At 53.5% G+C, this 21,232-nt stretch carries 19 protein-coding genes and 2 tRNA genes; 7 read left to right on the plus strand and 14 right to left on the minus strand.

All coding sequences use genetic code 11. The annotated features are described in order from the left end of the window. A partial coding sequence (locus Q4551_RS11780) for an integrase core domain-containing protein (protein ID WP_303434041.1) occupies positions 1-258 on the plus strand: 258 nt, incomplete at its 5' end. Positions 259-458: 200 nt separating this feature from the next. On the opposite strand, the gene Q4551_RS11785 is transcribed toward Q4551_RS11780, so the two are convergent. Together Q4551_RS11785 and uvrB are read right to left on the minus strand one after the other, a co-directional pair. Further along, a tRNA-Val gene (locus tag Q4551_RS11785) sits at positions 459-535 on the minus strand. A 99-nt stretch (positions 536-634) separates the two neighbouring features. Then, positions 635-2,665 (minus strand): excinuclease ABC subunit UvrB, encoded by a 2,031-nt coding sequence (gene uvrB, locus Q4551_RS11790; RefSeq protein WP_303434042.1) that lies wholly within the window; start codon positions 2,663-2,665, stop codon positions 635-637. 125 nt (positions 2,666-2,790) lie between these two features. On the opposite strand from uvrB, the gene Q4551_RS11795 reads away from it, so the two are divergent. Further along, the gene (locus Q4551_RS11795; RefSeq protein WP_303434115.1) at positions 2,791-3,978 is read left to right on the plus strand and encodes a pyridoxal phosphate-dependent aminotransferase; all 1,188 of its coding nucleotides are present in this window, start codon (positions 2,791-2,793) and stop codon (positions 3,976-3,978) included. Positions 3,979-4,205: 227 nt separating this feature from the next. On the opposite strand, the gene hda is transcribed toward Q4551_RS11795, so the two are convergent. Continuing rightward, entirely contained in the window at positions 4,206-4,907 is a 702-nt protein-coding gene (hda, locus tag Q4551_RS11800; protein ID WP_303434043.1) for a DnaA regulatory inactivator Hda, read from the minus strand. Next, positions 4,907-5,917 carry a DUF2066 domain-containing protein gene (locus Q4551_RS11805; protein ID WP_303434044.1) on the minus strand — a complete coding sequence of 337 codons (1,011 nt, stop codon included), beginning with the start codon at positions 5,915-5,917 and terminating at the stop codon, positions 4,907-4,909. The genes hda and Q4551_RS11805 overlap by 1 nt, the downstream gene beginning before the upstream one ends. Before the next feature lie 441 nt (positions 5,918-6,358). Here Q4551_RS11805 and purM point away from each other — a divergent pair, with 441 nt between their 5' ends. From purM to Q4551_RS11830, 5 genes are all read left to right on the plus strand, one after another. Next, positions 6,359-7,411, plus strand: a complete 1,053-nt coding sequence (gene purM, locus Q4551_RS11810; protein ID WP_303434045.1) for a phosphoribosylformylglycinamidine cyclo-ligase — start codon at positions 6,359-6,361, stop codon at positions 7,409-7,411. Further along, positions 7,408-8,076 carry a phosphoribosylglycinamide formyltransferase gene (gene purN / locus Q4551_RS11815; protein ID WP_303434046.1) on the plus strand — a complete coding sequence of 223 codons (669 nt, stop codon included), beginning with the start codon at positions 7,408-7,410 and terminating at the stop codon, positions 8,074-8,076. The genes purM and purN overlap by 4 nt, the downstream gene beginning before the upstream one ends. A gap of 28 nt (positions 8,077-8,104) precedes the next feature. Continuing rightward, positions 8,105-8,920: a DUF3108 domain-containing protein gene (locus Q4551_RS11820; protein ID WP_303434047.1), complete on the plus strand. Its 816-nt coding sequence runs from the start codon at positions 8,105-8,107 to the stop codon at positions 8,918-8,920. Positions 8,921-8,946: 26 nt separating this feature from the next. Next, positions 8,947-9,528 (plus strand): dCTP deaminase, encoded by a 582-nt coding sequence (gene dcd, locus Q4551_RS11825; RefSeq protein WP_303434048.1) that lies wholly within the window; start codon positions 8,947-8,949, stop codon positions 9,526-9,528. 143 nt (positions 9,529-9,671) lie between these two features. Continuing rightward, positions 9,672-9,747 (plus strand) — tRNA-Asn (locus Q4551_RS11830). A gap of 314 nt (positions 9,748-10,061) precedes the next feature. Here the strand turns inward: Q4551_RS11830 and pyrF are convergent. The 10 genes from pyrF to serC form a co-directional block, all read right to left on the minus strand. Next, positions 10,062-10,796, minus strand: a complete 735-nt coding sequence (gene pyrF / locus Q4551_RS11835) for an orotidine-5'-phosphate decarboxylase (RefSeq protein WP_303434049.1) — start codon at positions 10,794-10,796, stop codon at positions 10,062-10,064. Then, positions 10,793-11,977 carry a hypothetical protein gene (locus Q4551_RS11840; protein ID WP_303434050.1) on the minus strand — a complete coding sequence of 395 codons (1,185 nt, stop codon included), beginning with the start codon at positions 11,975-11,977 and terminating at the stop codon, positions 10,793-10,795. Before Q4551_RS11840 ends, pyrF begins: the two co-directional genes overlap by 4 nt. 9 nt (positions 11,978-11,986) lie before the next feature. After that, positions 11,987-12,271: a LapA family protein gene (locus Q4551_RS11845; protein ID WP_303434051.1), complete on the minus strand. Its 285-nt coding sequence runs from the start codon at positions 12,269-12,271 to the stop codon at positions 11,987-11,989. A gap of 23 nt (positions 12,272-12,294) precedes the next feature. Continuing rightward, entirely contained in the window at positions 12,295-12,606 is a 312-nt protein-coding gene (gene ihfB, locus Q4551_RS11850) for an integration host factor subunit beta (RefSeq protein WP_303434052.1), read from the minus strand. 322 nt (positions 12,607-12,928) lie between these two features. Then, positions 12,929-14,611 carry a 30S ribosomal protein S1 gene (gene rpsA / locus Q4551_RS11855; protein WP_303434053.1) on the minus strand — a complete coding sequence of 561 codons (1,683 nt, stop codon included), beginning with the start codon at positions 14,609-14,611 and terminating at the stop codon, positions 12,929-12,931. Positions 14,612-14,768: 157 nt separating this feature from the next. Further along, complete coding sequence (gene cmk, locus Q4551_RS11860; protein ID WP_303434054.1) at positions 14,769-15,485, minus strand: (d)CMP kinase; 717 nt, start codon at positions 15,483-15,485, stop codon at positions 14,769-14,771. Beyond that, positions 15,478-17,727, minus strand: coding sequence for a bifunctional prephenate dehydrogenase/3-phosphoshikimate 1-carboxyvinyltransferase (locus tag Q4551_RS11865; protein ID WP_303434055.1), 2,250 nt, complete (start codon positions 17,725-17,727; stop codon positions 15,478-15,480). Before Q4551_RS11865 ends, cmk begins: the two co-directional genes overlap by 8 nt. Next, entirely contained in the window at positions 17,724-18,836 is a 1,113-nt protein-coding gene (gene hisC / locus Q4551_RS11870) for a histidinol-phosphate transaminase (RefSeq protein WP_303434056.1), read from the minus strand. The genes Q4551_RS11865 and hisC overlap by 4 nt, the downstream gene beginning before the upstream one ends. 112 nt (positions 18,837-18,948) lie before the next feature. Then, positions 18,949-20,040: a prephenate dehydratase gene (gene pheA, locus Q4551_RS11875; protein ID WP_303434057.1), complete on the minus strand. Its 1,092-nt coding sequence runs from the start codon at positions 20,038-20,040 to the stop codon at positions 18,949-18,951. Positions 20,041-20,105: 65 nt separating this feature from the next. Beyond that, positions 20,106-21,188 carry a 3-phosphoserine/phosphohydroxythreonine transaminase gene (serC, locus tag Q4551_RS11880; protein ID WP_303434058.1) on the minus strand — a complete coding sequence of 361 codons (1,083 nt, stop codon included), beginning with the start codon at positions 21,186-21,188 and terminating at the stop codon, positions 20,106-20,108. Positions 21,189-21,232 lie beyond the last annotated feature (44 nt).

Genomic DNA, 21,232 nt, shown 5'->3' on the forward strand with positions numbered 1-21,232 from the left:
CTATGGCGTTATCGAATGACCCAAAGCATGAGCCGTCGTGGCAACTGCTGGGATAACGCACCGATGGAAAGACTGTTCCGAAGTCTGAAGTCTGAGTGGATACCGGCCCTAGGTTATCGCAACCTAGCCGAGGCCAAGAAGGATGTTGGTGGTTATCTGATGGACGACTACAACCGGCCGCGACCTCATACATTCAACGACGGCATTTCGCCCGTTGCAGCTGAGGAAAACTTTAAAATACTGTCCGGGATTAGTTGACCACTACAACCCAACGTGTCCAAGTCCATTTGACAGACAGCTACATACTCACTACCTGATCAGATGATTAGTGACGAAAATAGAACAGGAAAAGAGCTGCAAGAACCACTGTATATTGCCAACGAATTGCCAACACGTCGAAACCAGCCTGACAGACACAAAAAATCCGCTCGTAAGCGGCTGATTTGTAAAAGAATTCTTGGTAGGACTACCCAGATTCGAACTGGGGACCTCTACCATGTCAAGGTAGCGCTCTAACCAACTGAGCTATAGTCCTAAAGAGAGCGCGCATATTACTTCTGGTTTTGTAGTCGTGCAACCCTTTTTCTGAATTTTTTCGAAAAAGGGGGAAATCGGTCGGCTGCCACTTTTTATATTAGCTGTTGGCGATGATTCTGGCTTTCATGTCGTGGAGCTGGTCGCGGAGTTTGGCGGCGGTTTCAAAATCGAGGTCGCGGGCGGCTTTGAACATGCGGTCTTCAACTTCGGCGACTTTTTTCACCAGCTCGGGGGCGGTGAGTCGGCTCCAGTCGGCTGATCCATAATCCGGCTTGTCTTCTGCCACTTTGCGGTTACGGTTGCCATTGCGTCCTTTTTTACCGGGTGCAGGAGCCGCTTCCAGGATGTCTTCAACCGATTTGAAGACGCCTTGGGGAGTGATGTTGTGCTCTTCGTTGAAGGCGACCTGTTTTTCCCGGCGGCGGTCGGTTTCTTCCATCGCCTTGCGCATGGAGTCGGTTACCCGGTCGGCGTAGAGTATTGCCCGGCCATTCAGGTTACGGGCGGCGCGGCCAATGGTCTGGATCAGTGAGCGTTCGGAGCGCAAAAAGCCTTCCTTGTCGGCATCAAAAATAGCCACCAGCGAAACTTCCGGGATATCCAGCCCTTCTCGCAATAAGTTAATACCCACGAGCACATCAAACTCGCCCAGCCGCAGGTCGCGGATGATTTCTACCCGCTCGACGGTGTCGATGTCGGAGTGCAGGTAACGAACGCGCACGCCTTGCTCAAACAGGAAGTCGGTCAGGTCTTCGGCCATACGTTTGGTGAGTACGGTAATCAGTATCCGTTCGCCCTTGTCGACCCGTAAGCGCAGCTCATGCAGCACATCGTCGACCTGACCGGTGGCTGGGCGGATTTCGATAATCGGGTCGACCAGGCCGGTGGGCCGCACCACCTGTTCGACCACTGCGTCCTGGTGCTCTTTTTCATAATTGCCGGGGGTGGCGGAGACAAAGATGCATTGCGGTACGATGGCTTCCCACTCTTCAAATTGCATCGGCCGGTTGTCGAGTGCCGATGGCAGCCGAAAGCCAAATTGCACCAGGGTTTCCTTGCGGGAACGGTCGCCCCGATACATGCCGCCAATCTGGGGGATGGTAACGTGACTTTCATCCACAAATACCAGCGCGTCTTTGGGGATGTAGTCAAACAGGGTTGGCGGCGCGGCCCCCTGCTCTCGGCCTGAGAGGTAGCGCGAGTAGTTTTCGATGCCGGAGCAGTACCCCAGCTCTTGCATCATCTCAATATCGTAGCGGGTGCGCTGTTCCAGCCGCTGGGCTTCGACCAGCAAATTCTCGTTGCGGTAATATTCCAGCCGTTCGTCCAGCTCGACCTTGATGCCGTCAATGGCATCGAGAATACGCTGGCGCGGGGTGGCGTAGTGGGTTTTGGGGTAGATCGTAACGCGGCCAAGGCGGTTGTGTATGGCACCGGTCAGTGGATCAAAACTGCTGAGCTGTTCGACTTCGTCGTCAAACAGTTCGATACGTACGGCTTCGTCGTCACTTTCTGCCGGGTAGACGTCGATCACTTCTCCCCGTACTCGATAGGTGCCGCGGTGAAAATCCATGTCGTTACGAGTATATTGCAGCTCAGCCAAACGGCGTAGAATAGTACGCTGATCAACCTGGTCTCCGCGCACCAGGTGCAGCATCATCTTGAGGTAGGAATCCGGATCACCAAGGCCATAGATGGCCGATACGGTGGCGATAATAATGGCATCGCGGCGTTCCAGCAGTGCCTTGGTGGCCGACAGCCGCATCTGCTCGATGTGTTCGTTGACGGAAGCATCCTTGTCGATAAACGTATCCGATGAGGGCACATAGGCTTCTGGCTGGTAGTAGTCGTAGTAGGAAACAAAATATTCCACAGCGTTGTCGGGGAAAAATTCCTTGAACTCACCGTACAGCTGCGCCGCCAATGTTTTATTGTGCGCCATGATAATCGCCGGCCGCTGACACTGGGCGATAACGTTGGCCATGGTGTAGGTTTTACCGGAACCCGTAACGCCGAGCAGGGTTTGTTTGAGAAGTCCGGCGTTAATACCGGCAACTAACTGCCGAATGGCTTCAGGCTGATCTCCGGCAGGGGAATATTTGGACGTGAGCGCAAACGTCTTGCTCATAGGGATTCCAGTATGTCAGTAGATTTAGTAAGATTCCGCAGTTTGGCATTCATTCCGGACAATTCATCATTTTGCAACATTGCTCCGGTTGTCAATTTTCTATCACGCCTGTTTTGAGGATACACATTTTGGACCTGCAACTGTCTGATCGCGTTCAACAGATCAAGCCTTCCCCTACGCTGGCAGTCACCAATCGTGCTGCGGTTTTGCGGTCAGAAGGTAAGGACATTATCGGCCTTGGCGCCGGCGAACCGGATTTCGACACCCCTGAGCACATAAAAAAAGCGGCTATTGCGGCTATTGATGCAGGCTTCACCAAGTATACCTCTGTGGATGGAACGCCGGGACTCAAACAAGCCATTATCAGCAAGTTCAAAAACGACAACAACCTGGAATATGAAGCAAATCAGATTCTGGTGTCGTGTGGTGGCAAGCAAAGCTTTTTCAACTTGAGCCTGGCCTTGTTAAACCCTGGCGATGAAGTCGTTATCCCGGCGCCGTACTGGGTGTCTTACCCGGATATGGTCAAGATTGCGGAAGCCACACCGGTGATTGTTGAAACATCGATGGACAACCAGTTCAAGATGACGGCTGAGCAACTGGATGCGGCCATTACTCCCAAAACGCGTCTGGTGGTCTTGAACAGCCCATCCAACCCGTCTGGCAAAGCCTACAGCCTGGATGAACTGAAAGCGCTCGGCGCGGTGCTGCAACAGTATCCGGATGTGCTGATCGCCACCGATGATATGTATGAGCTGATTTTGTGGGCTGAGTGTGGCTTCCACAATATTCTCAACGCCTGCCCTGAGCTGTACGAGCGCACCATCGTTCTGAACGGTGTATCCAAGGCGTTCAGCATGACTGGCTGGCGGATTGGTTATGCTGCCGGGCCAGCCAAGCTGATTGGGGCGATGAAAAAGATCCAGTCACAAAGTACATCAAACCCGGCCTCGATCTCCCAGGTGGCGGCGGAAGCCGCTTTAAGAGGCGGTAACGACTGCGTCAAACCCATGGTGGCTGCGTTCAAGGAACGTCACGACTATCTGGTAGCGGCATTAAATGCGTTACCCGGCGTTGAGTGCCTTGAAGGGGATGGCGCGTTCTACGCGTTCCCGAGCTTTCAGGGCGCGATGGATACGATGGGCATTGCCAATGATATCGACTTTGCAGAGAAGATGCTGATCGAAGCCGGTGTGGCGATGGTGCCTGGGTCGGCGTTTGGTTCGCCAGGCTTTATGCGACTGTCGTTCGCAACCAGTCTGGCGACGTTGAAAGATGCCATTGCGCGCCTGCAAAAAGCGCTGGGTAACTGATCCGGCGACGTATTTTGGCTTCAGTCTTCCTTGTTCCCATGCCTGGCGTGGGGACAAGGCAGCCAGACATCAATAGCTGAATATTCAGAATTAGCTGTAACGTTTTATCAAGACCGTCTTGTTTATCCTGCCCAACAACACCTGCAGCACACCTATACCAGCACCATCAACACACCTACTCCACCAGCACCAACAGCACCGATATGGCCTTGCCAGGGTTGGTTGTGTTACCAGTCCATCTCTTCCTTGACAAACGGAATGGTCAATTTGCGCTGATGGGTCAACGAAGCATGGTCCAGACGATCCAGAATATCAGCCAGGCCTTCCATATGTTCCGGCCCTCGCGAGACGATAAAACGCGCCACGTCTTCTGCCAGTAAAATACCCCGCTGCCGCGCCCGCAAGACCAGCGCCAGAGCCCGCTCTTCTGGCTGCAGCAATGCCAAATGGTACACCACGCCCCAGCATAATCGGGACCCCAGATCCGGCAGCGCCACAGCCAGCTGTTGAGGCGGACAACGTGCCGAGATCAACAAATGGCCATCGTTTTCCCGCACCCGGTTAAACAGATGAAACAGGGCCAGCTCCCAGTCGTCATGGCCCAGTACTGCCTCGATATCATCCAGTACCACCAAGGGTAATTGTTCCAGTGAATCCAGCACCTCGGGGCTGTAGTTCACCAGCTCTTTTAATGGCAGATAGACACTGTGATGACCGAGACCATCGGCATAATGACACGCCGCTTGCAACAAATGACTCAGGCCGCAACCGGAATCCCCCCAAAGGAACAGAAAAGGGTCTCCTGATAACGTCCACTGGCGCTGCACAGCCTGGATGACTTCTTCGTTGGGTCCGGCATAAAAATTGGCAATGCGCGCATCATCCCGCACATAGACGGACAAGGTCAGCTGAGGGTGCGGCGTCACCATTAATGCCCCATCCAGAGCAGTGTATCCGGCAAATTGCTATCACTGACTCGTCGGTCAAAACGGATATTAGTCAGCACCTGCGACCAACTGGCATTCAGCGTCAGCCCCAGATCGAGACTGTCGCCACGAACGCCCAGAACCGACACCTGCTCTACCCCGGATACCGAAGCCAGTAATGCCAACACAGCCCGATAATCGTCGTAGCGGCTAACCTGCTGTATGGTCAGCGTCTGTTGCTCTATTGCCAAATCGGCTGCTGAAGTCACCACGCCGTAGCGACTGGAAAAATAGCCACTCACTGCCTCGGCCAGTGCAGCAATAACTGCCGACTCCGATTTGCCGCGAATATCCAGCGGAAAGTGGTCATGGTGATATTCAAGATAACCATCCGCACGCCAGCCATCCCCAGACGGAGTGATCCGGGCGGCAACAATGGCATCCGTGTGATAGCGTTCAGAAGCTGCCCGGATATCATCCCGGAACAAGCCGAACAGGCGTTCGGCCGGTAGCGCCATCTGGTCGTCCAGGTCCTGAATCGGCCAGACGGCTGGAATCCCGTGCAGTGCAAATACATTGCGCCAGCCCCGATATTGATCGGCACTGATAACCGATCGGCTGCCATTATAAGACAACCCCAGCCAGAACATGACATCCGGTCGATTACTGCCCCACACCGGCAATCCATGACGGGCCAGCAAGTCATTGACCGGGCCTGTCGCAAACATGGCTTGCAGTACCAGAGCCCCGCCATCCGTCTGCGAGGTGTAACGATAACTGGCCAGATAACGGCTCGATGACTTACCGGTCAGAGATTTCAGCTCTGCCGCAGGTTTGCCCGACACCTTGGTCAACACCTGCAGCAATGCCGCGGGCATCGCCGCTTCTCGCGTCGCGGGCGTTCTATCTGCCACTTCAATAGAGGCCAGATACAGATCCGTTACTACCCCGGCAGAGGCCACGGGAGAGAGTAACAACAGACAATACATCAATCGCAGAAAGACTGAGCGCACGCGTGAAAATTCCTTTGTCATTCCGGTTTACGGCGTACAACCACCGCGAACATGGGTTCTTGCTCTGACGCCAAAGGGGTTGCTGCGACTATCGGTACTGCGACTGGTTTATAAGCCTTATATTGCAAGCCTTATAAGCTCCATTATTGATAGCCCCACATTGACTGCGGCCATCATAACCATCACAACAACAATACCGGGAGCAGGAACAACACCAAGACATCGGACAGTGGCTATTGTGCCACGCACAAGCCACGCACCCAAGAGAACTCCGCCAGTGACTTGATGATCTGGGGATGCTGATCGTAACAAAAGCCGGTTTCCATGCGCTTCTGCGCCAATTAACTGGCCTGTCGTACTATTTCTTTGTCGCAGCAGGTGAAGTGGCGGACACAAATCGCTAGAATACCCCGCTTCTTTGCAGCCACCCTGTGAATCCGAATGACCGAATCAAAATCCCTAAGCTATAAAGACGCTGGCGTTGACATCAATGCCGGAAACGCACTGGTAGAACGCATCAAGGACGTAGCCAAACGCACTCGCCGCCCGGAAGTCATGGCCGGCCTTGGCGGTTTTGGCGCTCTGTTCGAACTGCCACAAGGCTACCATCAACCCGTTCTGGTATCGGGTACCGATGGCGTGGGCACCAAGCTGCGTCTGGCTATGGATCTGGGCAAGCACGACACCATTGGTATCGACCTGGTCGCCATGTGTGTCAATGACCTCGTGGTCTCTGGTGCCGAGCCGCTGTTTTTTCTTGACTATTATGCCACCGGCCACCTGAACGTTGACGTTGCCGCAGCCGTTGTCAGTGGTATTGGTGCCGGCTGTGAACAGGCCGGTGCCGCACTGGTTGGCGGTGAAACCGCTGAGATGCCCGGCATGTACGAAGGCGAAGACTACGATCTCGCCGGTTTTTGTGTTGGTATTGTTGAAAAAGCCGACATCATTGATGGCACCAAGGTTCAGGCCGGTGATTCCCTGGTCGCGCTGGCCTCCAGTGGCCCGCATTCCAATGGCTACTCGCTGGTACGCAAGATCCTTGACGTTGCTGATGCCGATCTGCAACAGGACCTCGACGGTGTGCCGCTGGCCGACGCTCTGATGGCACCGACTCGCATCTACGTCAAATCAACCTTGCAACTGATCAATGCCACCGAAGTGCACGCGCTGTCGCATATCACCGGCGGCGGTTTCCAGGAAAATATCCCCCGCGTTTTGCCAGACAACTGCAAAGCCGTGATCAATACCAACAGCTGGCGCTGGCCTGCGGTGTTCGAATGGCTGCAACAAGCCGGTAATGTCGCCACCGCAGAAATGTTCCGCACCTTTAACTGTGGTGTTGGCATGATCATCGCCTTGCCGGAACACAAAGCAGACCAGGCGATCGCCCTGCTGAACGCTGAAGGTGAACAAGCCTGGATTATTGGCAATATCGTTGAAAAAACCGATGAAGAAGCCAGCGTGGAATTCATCGGTCACCGCACCGTATGATGACCGACTCGGCACTTGATCAACCTCGTATCGTGATACTGATTTCCGGTACGGGGAGTAATATGCTGGCCATTGCCGACGCTGTCCAGACGGGCGATATTGACGCCATGGTTGCCGGTGTTGTTTGTAATCGCCCAGAGGCAGCGGGTATGCAATATGCCCGCGACCGCGATATTCCGGTGGTACTGGTGGACCATCAGCAGTTCAACAGCCGCGAGGAATTTGATGCCCATCTGATGCGGGCCATCGATGACCTTGCCCCGGATCTGGTAGTGCTGGCGGGGTTCATGCGCATCCTGACCGCTGACTTTGTTCGTCGTTACCGCGGCCGCCTGATCAATATTCACCCATCCCTACTGCCCTTGTATCAAGGATTGGACACCCATCAACGCGCCATTGATGCCGGTGACAAAGAGCATGGAGCCTCCGTACACTTTGTCACCGAAGAGCTGGATGGTGGCCCAGTGATCGCTCAAGCCAGTGTGCCCATTGAGGAAGACGACACCGCCGCCAGCCTGCAACGCAAGGTACAGGCCCAGGAGCATGTGTTGTATCCAATCATCGTCAAATGGTGTACACAAGGCAGACTGGAGATGACTGATAAAGGTGTCACTCTTGATAGTAAACTTCTGCCGCCATCCGGACTCAGACTGACAGCCCAGTAATCAATCACCATCGCAGTGAGGATGATCTGTGAGACGAATCAAATACCTGGCCTGTACTCTGCTACTGTCACCCTTATTGGCTTTGGCCAGTAACGGTGACACTCAGCCCCCTACTCTGGACAGCACGGATAGTACCTACCCGTCATCGACGGACGATGCCGGACTGCAACCAGAGCACAACGCGATACCAGACGAGCTGCCAGCAGTACAACACGCCACACTGCAACCCTTCAGGGCACAATATACCAGTCGCTACGAATGGGGGTTTTTCAGTTTCAACATTGATGCTGAGCGCCGTCTGGTACAGCGCCAGGATGAGCTCTGGCAGATGACCTTTGAGGCTGACGCCTCCGCCGCATCGGTGCAGGAGCAGGCGGTTTTTTCACTGCAGGATGGCATTATCCAGCCGCAAAGCTACCATTACCGGGGCTCAGGACTGATCCAGGAAGATGATCAGGAATATCAGTTTGACGCTGCCCGGCAGCGGATTTATTCACCGTTGCAGTCGCGTGAATTTAACGATGTCTGGCAAGACAAGCTGCAAGACAAGCTGACCTATATGCTGCAAGTCAGCCTGGATCTTGCCAGTGGTCAGGATCAACTCAGCTATCAGGTGTTCGAGAAAAACCGGGTACGCAATTATGAATTTGTTATCGTTGCGGAAGAGCCGTTAAAAACCAGAATTGGCGTGCTGGATACCATCAAGATCAAACAAGTCCGTGATGATCAACGAGACATTTATGCCTGGCTGGCGAAAGACAAGGGTTACCTGCTGGTAAAACTGGTGGATCGCAAAAAAGGCAAAATCCAATACCAGATCGACCTGGTCAGTAGCGACCTGTAAATCGACCCAATAATCAGAGAACCGCCATGCGATTAAGTGATGCCGACATTGAACAGCGCCTGAGTGAGGGCAGCATTACTATCGAGCCAGCTCCAGGCCCCGATGCGATTGCTGGCATCAGTGTTGACCTGCGCCTCGACCACCGTTTTCGAGTCTTCAGCAATAACTCTGCCACTCATCTGGATCTTTCCGGTGAACGTGCACAGCTGGAGCGCGATATCGACCATATCATGAGCAAGGAAATCGAAATTGCACATGATCAGTCGCTTTATATCCATCCGGGGGAGCTGGTACTCGGAGCAACCATGGAATCTGTCACCATCCCGGACGACTTGGTTGGATGGCTTGATGGTCGCAGCTCACTGGCACGCCTTGGTCTGGTGGTTCACCTGACCGCCGGACGAATCGACCCGGGCTGGGATGGCCAGATCGTTCTGGAGTTTTATAACAATGGCAAATTGCCGCTGGCATTACGACCAGCCATGGTGATTTGTGCCTTGTCGTTCGAAACGCTCAGCAGCCCTGCCAAACGTCCGTATAACAAACGGGTAAACGCCAAATACAAAAACCAGAAGGGTGTGGTTTTCAGCCGTATCGCCAAAGATTAAAGATGGCTTCTGCTGATGCGTCGAATACTTTCTACCGACGCTCCGGCAGAACGCCTAACGCCTTGAATTTTCTCTTGTTTATTTAATTCTGGGCTATTGACACAAACCGCTGGCTCCGTATAATGCGCACCACTTGCTGATGTTCCCCGATAGCTCAGTTGGTAGAGCAGTAGACTGTTAATCTATTGGTCGCTGGTTCAAGTCCAGCTCGGGGAGCCAGGCAAGTAATATGAAGTTCTGCTAATCGCTCTCGCCGATTCCTGCTTCGATTGATCCTATCTATGTTTTCTTTCTTGCTATATCCAAACAGATCCCGACGATTTGCCGTTGTTGCTTGATGGTGTCATTAATTATGGCGTCGTTGATTATTACGTCATTGATTGTTACCCATTGATTGTTACGCCAACTCAGCCCCATTCCGCCGCTGGTCTGGTCTGGTTAAATCTACTGCTGCGCTTGCGCTATCACAGTACTGACAGCGTATTGAATAAGTGCTCATCCATAAGCACTCCCAGCAGCAGACACATCAGCGATCAGGCCAGGCTATCGAGAATTTTCTGACACGCTGCAGCCGGATTCTCCGCCTGGGTAATCGGTCGGCCAATGACCAGATAATCAACCCCTGCAGCCATTGCCTGTTCGGGTGTCATAACGCGTTTTTGATCCTGATTCATGCTCCAGGATGGACGGATACCCGGCGTTACTGTTTTGAACTCTGCCCCACAATGCTGGCGAATAACCGCGAGCTCATTGGCAGAACATACAACACCGTCCAGCCCGGATGACTGCGCCAGGCTTGCCAGTCGTGCTACCTGCTGCTCCGGTGTCACCGTCAGGCCCAACTCCGCCAGATCAGAGCCATCCATGGAGGTCAGCACCGTGACACCAATCAACAACGGAGGGTTGGAACGCTTGTCCAGTTCATTACGAGCGGCTTCCATCATGCGACGACCACCACTGGCGTGTACATTCACCATCCAGACACCCAGGTCGGCCGCAGCCGCGACAGCCTTGGCGCAGGTATTGGGAATATCGTGAAATTTCAAATCGAGAAACACATCAAATCCAAGCCCGTGTAATTGCTCGATGACACTCGGCCCTGCGGCGGTAAACAGCTCTTTACCCACCTTCACCCGACAACTGGCAGGGTCCAGCAATCTGGCGGTTGCCAGTGCGCCCTCCGATGAGGGGTAGTCCAGCGCCACCACGATAGGAGAAGTTACAGCAGCGGAAACAGGTGGAGCAGAATGGAAAGAATCAATAGTCATAGGTCTTCAATAACAACGGAGGAGTGACTGGAAGAGGTGATAGCCTTGAAGCTGGCCCAGTTTTTACAACTTGGGCAGCGCCAATGGAATTCCCGCGCCTTGAAACCACATTGACTGCAGACAAAGCTCGGGTCATCGGTATCGATGCGATGGAGAATATCATACACCCCATGGGCCTGCGACTCGGTCAAACGCTGCTTGTGGCGCAGCAACAAGCCCAACATCGCCACATACCCGGTATAGGATGGATAACGTTCAAGATCCTCGATAAATCCAGCGATGGCGCTGTCCGCCCCTTCGAGATCGGCCAGGGTTTCGGCACGGGCCACCAGAGCAGGCACGTAATTCAGCTCTTCACCATGACGCTGCAAGTGGGCCAGCAAACCACGGGGATCACCCAGCTGACGGAACGACTTCACCATCGGTTCCAGCATGGCAATAATGGAGCCTGGATCATGATCCAGCGCTTTCAGATAGCAGCGTACCGCTTCATGGGGTTCGTTTTGCTCAAACGCCATATTCCCCAGCACCACAAAAGCACGGGCACAGCGACTGTCTGATTTGAGTGCGGCGCGGCACAGCTGACGGGTTTCAACATAATTGCCACTACTTGCCACCCGTTCAGCCAATTCACACGCCGCATGTGCCACACGGCGTTGTAACAAAGGGGAAGTGGGTAATTTTTTGGCCTGATTCAGGTCGAGAATTTGTTGCCACTCGCCCTCGCCTTCCAGTAATTCCAGTAAAACCATGGCTGCTTTTTCCTGGATACGGCCACGACTCTCCAGTAATTCCAGCAACAGGCGTTCCGCCCGGTCATGCAGACCCGCCATGGAAAAATCCATCGCCAGTTCCAGCTCCAGTTCTTGCAGCAGTACGCCCTTCAGGTCAGTCCGGGCAAACAGGGTCTGGTGCAAGTGGATAGCACGTTCGACTTCGCCTTTTTCCCGCAAACTACAGCCGAGACGGAGAAACAATTCAACCGAATCATCATCCAGTGTCTGGGCATTAACAATACGTTTAAGAGTGAGGTCGGTGTTTTGTGCAAGAATAAAATCGATACTGGGAATCCAGTCAACCGGTGTACTTTTGGGGCGAGCCTTACCGGAACGATAGCCCAGTGTCCAGCCAATGCCAGTACCTACCAGCACCAGTATAAACACAATTGCGGATTCTATCATGATGCCAGCCTAGGGCAGCCTGCCAGATCGCTTCTCTAATTCATCCAGCGCTTTTTGCAAGCGGCGGATTTTGCGTTTCTTTGATAAGACGGACATCACACCCGCCAGCAGGCCAATAGCACAACCAAGTGCCAACATCAGACCAAACCACAGCGCAACCGGCAGACTGACAGGAGCCCCTACCAGAAAAAACACATCCAGCGACTCGCTGTTACGAGTCGCGAATGTCAGACAATAGAGAAAGATAAGCAGGAATGAGATCAGACTTATGCCGATCCTGATTTTTTGCAGCATGATATTACCTGGCCGACAAGGCCCTAGTGTTCGCCATCGATACTGTCATTAACCTGGTCGCGCAAGTCTTTACCCGGCTTGAAATGCGGCACAAACTTGCCTTGCAACTCGACCGTTTCGCCAGTTTTGGGATTACGCCCGATCCTCGGTGCACGATAGTGCAACGAGAAGCTGCCAAATCCGCGAATCTCAATCCGCTCACCCGACGACAGGCTCAACGACATATAATCGAGCATCGTTTTAACGGCTAACTCGACATCTTTGGCAGATAACTGCGGCTGACGACTGACGATACGTTCTATCAGTTCAGACTTAGTCACAGTGTTTTCCTCCATGAGGTGACTGCATGACAATAACTGTTGTCAAATCATGCAGTTAGCAGACAACAAATGCAACCGTTCGATGTTTGTTTATGTACTCAAAGATGGGAAAGCCATTTCATCCACGATGTTACCTGAAATATCCAGACAATCCCTATAGCTAATCGACATAAAAGCGCACTGCCAATCAAGGAAAACCTGTCCTGACTGTCTGGAACCATACCGCTTCAAACAATACCGTCTCAAGCAATACCGAAATAATACCCTGCTATCAAAACTGGATAACAAGGCATAAAAAAACCCGCCGAAGCGGGTTTTTATTCAGAGCAGCTTGACCTTAGTCTTTCTGGTTCAGCTGTTCTTTGATCAGATCACCAATGGTGGTCGGTCCAGATACTTCAGCATCCGCTTTGGTACGCTGTTCTTTCAGAGCCTGACGATCTTCTGCATTGTCTTTGGCTTTCATAGAGATGCTCAACGCACGGTTTTTACGATCAACCATGGTGATAACACCTTGTACGTCTTCGCCTTCTTTCAGCACAGTACGGGCATCGTCTACTTTGTCACGGCTGATTTCAGAAGCTTTCAGGGAAGCTTCTACGCCTGGAGACAATTCAACAACCGCTGATTTGACATCAACAGAAATGACCTTACCGACAACAACAGCGCCTTTATCGTGAACTGCAACAAACTCGGAGAACGGATCGCTTTCCAGCTGTTTCACACCCAGAGAGATACGCTCACGCTCTGGATCGATAGACAGGATAACGGTTTCCAGCTCATCGCCTTTCTTGTAGTTACGAACGGCTTCTTCGCCCGTGTCGTTCCAGGAGATGTCAGACAGGTGAACCAGACCATCGATACCACCGTCCAGACCGATAAAGATACCGAAGTCAGTGATTGACTTGATCTTGCCGGAGATTTTATCGCCCTTGTTACACTTGGTACCGAATTCTTCCCATGGGTTCATGGTGCACTGCTTGATACCCAGAGAGATACGACGACGTTCTTCGTCGATATCCAGAACCATCACGTCGATCTCATCACCAACCTGAACAACCTTGGATGGGTGGATGTTCTTGTTGGTCCAATCCATTTCGGAAACGTGAACCAAACCTTCAACGCCTTCTTCCAGCTCTGCGAAACAACCGTAGTCAGTCAGGTTGGTGACGCGGGCTTTAACGCGGGCATTTTCAGGGTAACGATCATTGATGTTGACCCATGGATCATCACCCAGTTGTTTCAGACCCAGGGAAACGCGATTGCGTTCACGGTCGAATTTCAGGACTTTAACGTCAATTTCGTCACCAACAGCAACGATTTCGCTTGGATGCTTGATGCGCTTCCAGGCCATATCGGTGATGTGCAGCAGGCCGTCAACACCACCCAGATCGACGAATGCGCCGTAATCGGTCAGGTTCTTGACGATACCTTTGACAGACTGACCTTCTTGCAGGTTAGCCAGCAATTCTTCACGTTCCTGGCTGTTGGCAGCTTCCAGAACGGCACGACGAGAAACCACAACGTTGTTACGCTTGGCGTCCAGCTTGATAACCTTGAATTCCAGCTCTTTACCTTCCAGGTGGGCTGTGTCACGTACTGGACGGACATCAACCAGAGAACCTGGCAGGAAGGCACGGATGTTTTTCAGGTCAACAGTGAAACCACCTTTAACCTTACCGTTGATAATACCGGTAACCATTTCTTCAGCTTCAAAGGCTTTCTCAAGCTCTTTCCAGCTTTCAGCACGCTTGGCTTTTTCACGAGACAGCTTAGTTTCACCAAAACCGTCTTCAACCGCTTCCAGGGAAACCTGGGTTTCGTCGCCAATAGCAACTTCCAGTTCACCTTTTTCATTCAGGAACTGGCTGCGGGGAATAACAGCTTCAGATTTCAGACCTGAGTTCACAGTTACCCAGTCGCTGTCGATGTCGACTACGGTACCAGTGACGATAGAACCGGGCTGCATGTCCAGTTCTTTCAAGGATTCTTCAAATAACTCAGCAAAACTTTCGGTCATGAATTAATACCTATATAAAAGCGTATATTCCGATGAAATGGTTGACGGAATAGTGACGCGTTCCAAATGGCCAGACATTTGGGTCAAATCATACAAAAACCCTGGTACGCTTCTGATTCCTTAGAGCAGGGGGCTGGCAAACGTACCGGATTTCATCTCAGACCAGTCCTGCTTTGCGAACAAGATCTGCCACGTGTCCGCACACCTGGTCGATCGTCAGCTCAGTACTGTCAATGGTTATAGCGTCATCGGCAGGCTTCAGCGGAGCAACAGCCCGGTTGCTGTCGCGTTCATCGCGAGCTCGGATGTCTTCGATAAGGGCGGGTAAACTAGCATCAAATCCCTTGTCAAGCAACTGCTCATATCGCCTTCTGCCCCGCTCTTCGGCGCTGGCGGTCAGGAATACTTTAACTTCGGCCAGAGGGAACACCACGGTGCCCATATCCCGGCCATCAGCAATCAGACCCGGGGCCTGGCAAAAGTCACGTTGCCGCTGCAACAGGGCATCGCGTACTGCAGGTAAAGCCGCAACCTGAGAGGCCAGGCTGCCAACGTCTTCAGTGCGAATGGTGTCGGTCACGTTTTCGTTTTCCAGAATCACCTGCACTCCAGTGCTGCGTGGTTCAAAACGCACATCCAGCACCGCAGCGACAGCGGCGACAGCGACTTCGTCATCCAGCGCAATCTGTTTGCGGCTGGCGGCCAGACCGGTAATCCGGTACAGCGCACCACTATCCAGCAAATGCCAGCCCAGCTGCTCAGCCAAAAGCGCACAAACGGTGCCTTTACCAGCACCGGAGGGGCCATCAATGGCGATAACCGCAGACGTCGTCGGGACTGCTGCCGGAATTGACGTTGCTCTCGAATCAGTCACCACCCACATCTCCTTGTATTTGCAGCTGTAAACCTGTGCTATTGGCCAGTTCAACATAACCCGGGAAAGAGGTCGCGACGTTGGCGCAGTCATGAATAACAATCGCTGCCTCTGCCCGCAATGAGGCCATTGAGAAACTCATGGCGATACGATGGTCGCCATGGCTTGCGATCACGCCAGCACCAAAGCTGCCTTCAGGGCCAAAACCAGGAATAATTGCACCATCGGCAGTGCCTTGCGCCGCAACGCCGAGGCTATTCAAGCCATCAACCATGGACTGGATACGGTCGCTCTCCTTGACGCGCAATTCCTCTGCTCCCGTCAGGATGGTTTCCCCTTCGGCACAGGCGGCGGCAATAAAGATCGCCGGAAATTCGTCAATCGCCAGCGGCACCTGGTCTTCCGGTATATGGATACCCTTGAGCTGGGCCGAGCGTACCCGGATATCAGCTACCGGTTCACCGCCAACTTCACGCTCATTCATAACCTCGATATTGCCGCCCATGGCACGGAGGATATTGATCACGCCAATACGGGTCGGATTGATACCAACATGCTGCAAGGTAATATCGGAACCCGGTGCAATGCTGGCTCCCACCATATAAAACGCAGTGGACGAGATATCTGCCGGGACATCAATACTGGTCGCCGTCAATTCACCGCCAGACTGGATCGTCACCGTGCTGCCATCCACCTGCACATCGTAGCCAAAGCCTTTCAGCATGCGTTCGGTATGATCCCGGGTCGGTGCCGGTTCCGTCACGGATGTACTGCCTTCGGCGTACAAACCCGCCAGCAGCACACAGCTCTTGACCTGAGCACTGGCCATGGGCAACACGTAGTGAATACCTTTCAGAGCCTGGTTACCCTTGATTTTTAACGGTGGACGACCACCTTCTTCGGTTTCCACAATGGCGCCCATTTGTCGTAACGGATCAGCCACCCGCCCCATTGGACGCTTGCTCAAGGATTCATCACCACTCATTTCGACATCAAAAGACTGACCGGCCAACAGACCGGACAACAGCCGGATGGAGGTGCCAGAGTTGCCGACATACAGGGCATTGGCCGGTGCTTTCAAGCCATGCAGGCCAACACCATGAATGGTCACACGACCACGATGCGGGCCTTCAATCACCACACCCATATCCCGGAAGGCTTGCAAGGTTGCCAGGCTGTCTTCACCTTCGAGAAAGCCGCTGACTTCTGTAACACCATTGGCCAGCGAACCCAGCATGATGGAGCGATGAGAAATGGATTTGTCGCCAGGTACGCGAAAGGTGCCGGACAAACACTTGGCCGGTTGCACCAGATAGGAAAGAGAACTGGTTTTCATAGGTTCCACAAAGGCCCTGCGGGCAAGTATGTTTGAAAAATGATCCCGTGCAGCCTTGGCACGAGTCAGTACCCCCATCAGGGTCGTGGTGTCATTCTGGACAATGGCCTCACGTAACTGCAGGAGGTCTTTGTTAAACAGGTCCAGGGTTGCCAGTAATTGCTCCCGGTTGGCGGTAAAAATATCCCGCCACATCTCCGGGCTACTGGCAGCAATCCGGGTAAAGTCACGGAAACCACCCGCCGCATAATTGAAGATTTCTTTGTTTTCATGATTGTTGGCCAGGGTATCCACCAACGAATAGGCCAGCAAATGCGGCAGATGGCTGGTCGCGGCCAGTACTTCGTCGTGATGACCCACCGACATGATTTCGACGTCGGCTCCCACCGCTTGCCAGGCCTGCATGACCAGTTGCAGTGCGGTGTTGTCGGTATGGGCTTCGGTCGTGATGATCACCTTGTGCCGGCAGTAGAGATGTTCATCCGCCGCGGCCACCCCACTGCGTTCAGAACCGGCAATCGGGTGGCCGAGAATAAAGCGGCCAAACCCGGCCCCGAATACCGCCTTGACATCTGCAGCAACCGACCCCTTGACCGAGCCGACATCGGTAATCACCGCATGCTGCGGCAAGCTCGCACTCAATGCCTGCAGCACCGGACGTACCGATAAAATCGGCACCGATACAATCACCAGATCGGCGTCGGCAACCGCTGCCCCGGGGGAGGTTGCGTAGCGGTCAATAATGCCGGTCTCGCAAGCCAGTTCCATTGAATCGAGGTTGCGATCAAAGCCGACCACCTCGCCTACGCCCCCCTGGGCACGCAGTCCCTTGACCCAGGAGCAACCAATCAGCCCCAGGCCAATTACCGCGACCCGGTGAACAAAGAATCCATTCTCTGTGGTCAAGCCAGCACCTTCGTCAACGCATCAATAAATGTCTGGTTTTCTGCCGTCGTTCCGACCGATACCCGAATGTATCCGGGCATATCGTAGTTGGCGACCGGGCGAATAATCACCCCCATTTGCAGCAACTGCTGATTCACCGTCTGATCATCCTTGCCTTCAGGCAACTTGAAGGTCACAAAATTGGCTACTGACGGAATATAACTCAATCCCAGCGACTCAAACGCGGCAACCAACTGCGCCATACCCTGACGGTTAAGCGCAACACTGTTGGCCAGATAGTCGCTATCTTTCAGCGCTGCGGTGGCAGCGGCCAGTGCAAAGGAATCCACATTGAATGGCGGACGAACCCGGTTCATCAGGTCAGCCACAACCGGGCTGGAAACGCCATAACCGACCCGCAGCGATGCCAGACCATAGGCCTTGGAAAAAGTACGCACGACCAGCAGGTTGGGATACTGTGACAGGTAATCCAGACCGCTGGGGTAGTCTTCAACTTCGGCATATTCGAAATACGCTTCGTCCAGCAAGACCAGCACCCGCTCAGGTACCGCTGCCAGAAAAGCTTCCAGTTCTGCACGGGTACTGTAGGTACCAGTCGGGTTGTTCGGATTGGTGGCAAATACAACCCGTGTACGGTCATTGATCGCCGCCGCCATTGCCATCAGATCATGGCCAAAATTCAGGGCAGGCACTTCGATCACTTCGCCACCAATGGCGCGGGTCACCAGACCGTAAATGGAAAAAGCATGTTGCGACACAACGACGTTATCGCCCTTGTCGACAAAAACCCGCACGGCAAAATCGAGAATATCACTGGAACCGTTCCCCAGTGTCAGTTGATCCGCGGTCACGCCCAGGCGTTCACACAAGGCAGCCTTGAGATCAAAACCGGCACCATCCGGGTAACGGGTCAGTTCTGCCAGTTGCCCCTGAATGGCGGCAATCACATTCGGGCTGGGGCCAAGCGGATTTTCATTGCTGGCCAGCTTGACAATATTGGCCTCATCCAGCCCATGTTCACGCGCCAGCTCATCAATCGGTTTGCCAGGCTGATAAGGTTTCAGACCGCGCACTCCGGCAACGGCCAACTGCTGAAAATCTACACTCATGATTTGCTCTCATAGCATGGGCCAGACAAGGGAGCCGCACGGCCAGATGTCTAACACTTGTTTAATCAACCCTGTCAATCAATGGACAGACAAGGCTCGGTAACCAGGTCGCTTACAGAACGGCTTTCGGGTAAGAACCCAGCCATTTGTAATCCGCCGCAACCTGTTGCAGCTGTTCCAGCACAGTACTGATCACAGCGTCGTCACTGTGGCCTTCAAAATCAATAAAAAAGGCGTAATTCCAGGTGCCGGTACGTGCTGGTCGGGTTTCGATACGCGTCAGGCTGATTCCGGCCTGATGAAATGGCTCCAGCACCTGATACAGGGCACCCGGCTGATTGCGGCTGGACACCATGATCGAGGTTTTGTCTTCACCACTGGACAGGGTTGCCTGACGGCCAACAATCAAGAAGCGCGTGGTATTGTCCGGGCGATCTTCAATATTGGCGCTGCAGACAACCAGCTGATACAGATCAGCAGCAACTTCACCGGCAATCGCCGCACTGCCCGGTTCAAGGCTGGCACGACGCGCCGCTTCGGCATTGGAACTGAGCGCAATCCGCTCCACGTCCGGATAATGCTGGTCAAGCCAGCGTCGGCACTGCCCCAGTGACTGGGCGTGGGAGTAGATCCGTTCGATCGGTTGGGCCGGGTCTTGCGACATCAGGTGATGATGAATCCGCAGCGATACTTCGCCACAAATCTGCAAGTTTGAATCAAAAAAGCTGTCGAGGGTATGGGTCACCACACCTTCGGTCGAGTTTTCTACCGGCACCACCCCAAAATTGGCAGCACCGCTTTCCACTTCACGGAACACATCACCAATCGAGACCTGGCTGTGACAGCACACGGCATGGCCAAAATGTTTTACTGCCGCTTGTTGGGTGAAGGTCCCTTCCGGGCCAAGAAACGCCACATTCAATGGCTCTTCCAGAGCCAGACATTGCGACATGATTTCGCGAAACAGGCGCGCCATATTTTCATCCGGCAACGGGCCGGTATTACGCGCCATTACATTACGCAGTACCTGTGCTTCCCGCTCAGGACGATAAAAAATCACCGATTCACCCGGCGCTGCGTATTTTTCCTTCACCTCTGCAACCTGCTGGGCACAGCGGGCACGCTGATTGATCAACTCCTGAATTTGCCGATCAATAGAGTCAATCGACTGGCGCAGTTGTTCGAGTTCCTGAGCTTCACTCATGAGTTGCCTTGCTTCGTTAATCTGGAATGGGATCACTGACCCGACAGGCGAGCCAGTGTACAAGCTTAACCGTGGCGACGAGCGAAGTCGGCCATAAAGTCGGTTAATGCAACAACAGCCGCTTCAGAAACGGCATTGTAAATACTGGCACGCATACCACCCACACTGCGATGACCGGCCAGATTCAACAGCCCGGCCGCTTCACTCTGTTGCAGGAACAAGGAGTCCAGATTCGCATCGGCCAGGGTGAAGGGCACATTCATGATCGAGCGATTGGGAAGTGCAACCGGGTTGGCATAAAAGTCATTGGTATCGATAAACTGATACAAATGTGCCGCTTTGCGATGGTTGGCCGCCGCAATGGCCGCAATACCGCCCTGTTCTTTCAGCCATTCAAACACCAGCCCGGCCAAATACCAGCTATACGTTGGTGGTGTGTTGTACATCGAGCCGTTATCGGCACACACGGTGTAGTTGAACATCGTTGGTGTGGTTGCCCGGGCCTTGCCCAGCAAGTCATCACGAATAATGACCACACACAGGCCCGCCGGGCCGATGTTTTTCTGGGCACCGGCGTAGATCATGCCAAAACGGCTGACATCCAGCGTATCAGACAAAATCGCCGATGACAGATCCGCCACCAGAGGAACGTCGCCAGTGTCAGGAATATAATCAAACGCCACACCACCAATCGTCTCATTCGGACAGTAATGGACATAGTCGGCGTCGGCGTTGAAGGCCAATTCTGATGGTGCCGGCGCCGAGGTAAACTTATTGTCTTCGGTCGAGGCAATCACCCGGACATCCGCAAAACGCTTGCCTTCTGCCAGCGCTTTTTTTGACCATTGGCCGGTCACGATCTGATCGACCTTGCCGCTGCCGTTGGCCAGGTTTAATGGCACCATCGCAAACTGGCTGCTGGCGCCACCTTGCATAAACAACACTTTATAGTTGTCGGGAATGGCCATCAGGTCACGCAGGTCTTGTTCGGCTTTTTTGGCCACGGCAACAAAATCAGCGCTGCGGTGGCTCATTTCCATGATCGACAAGCCCTTGCCATGCCAGTCTGCCAGTTCCAGACCCGCCCGCTCCAGTACCGCACTCGGCAATGCCGCCGGGCCAGCACAAAAATTAAACACTCGGTTCATCAGATTGATTGCTCTGTATTGCAGGCGCCGGAGCGCCCCGTCCA

The organism is Oceanobacter sp. 5_MG-2023 (assembly GCF_030548165.1).
Taxonomy (GTDB): domain Bacteria; phylum Pseudomonadota; class Gammaproteobacteria; order Pseudomonadales; family Oceanobacteraceae; genus Oceanobacter.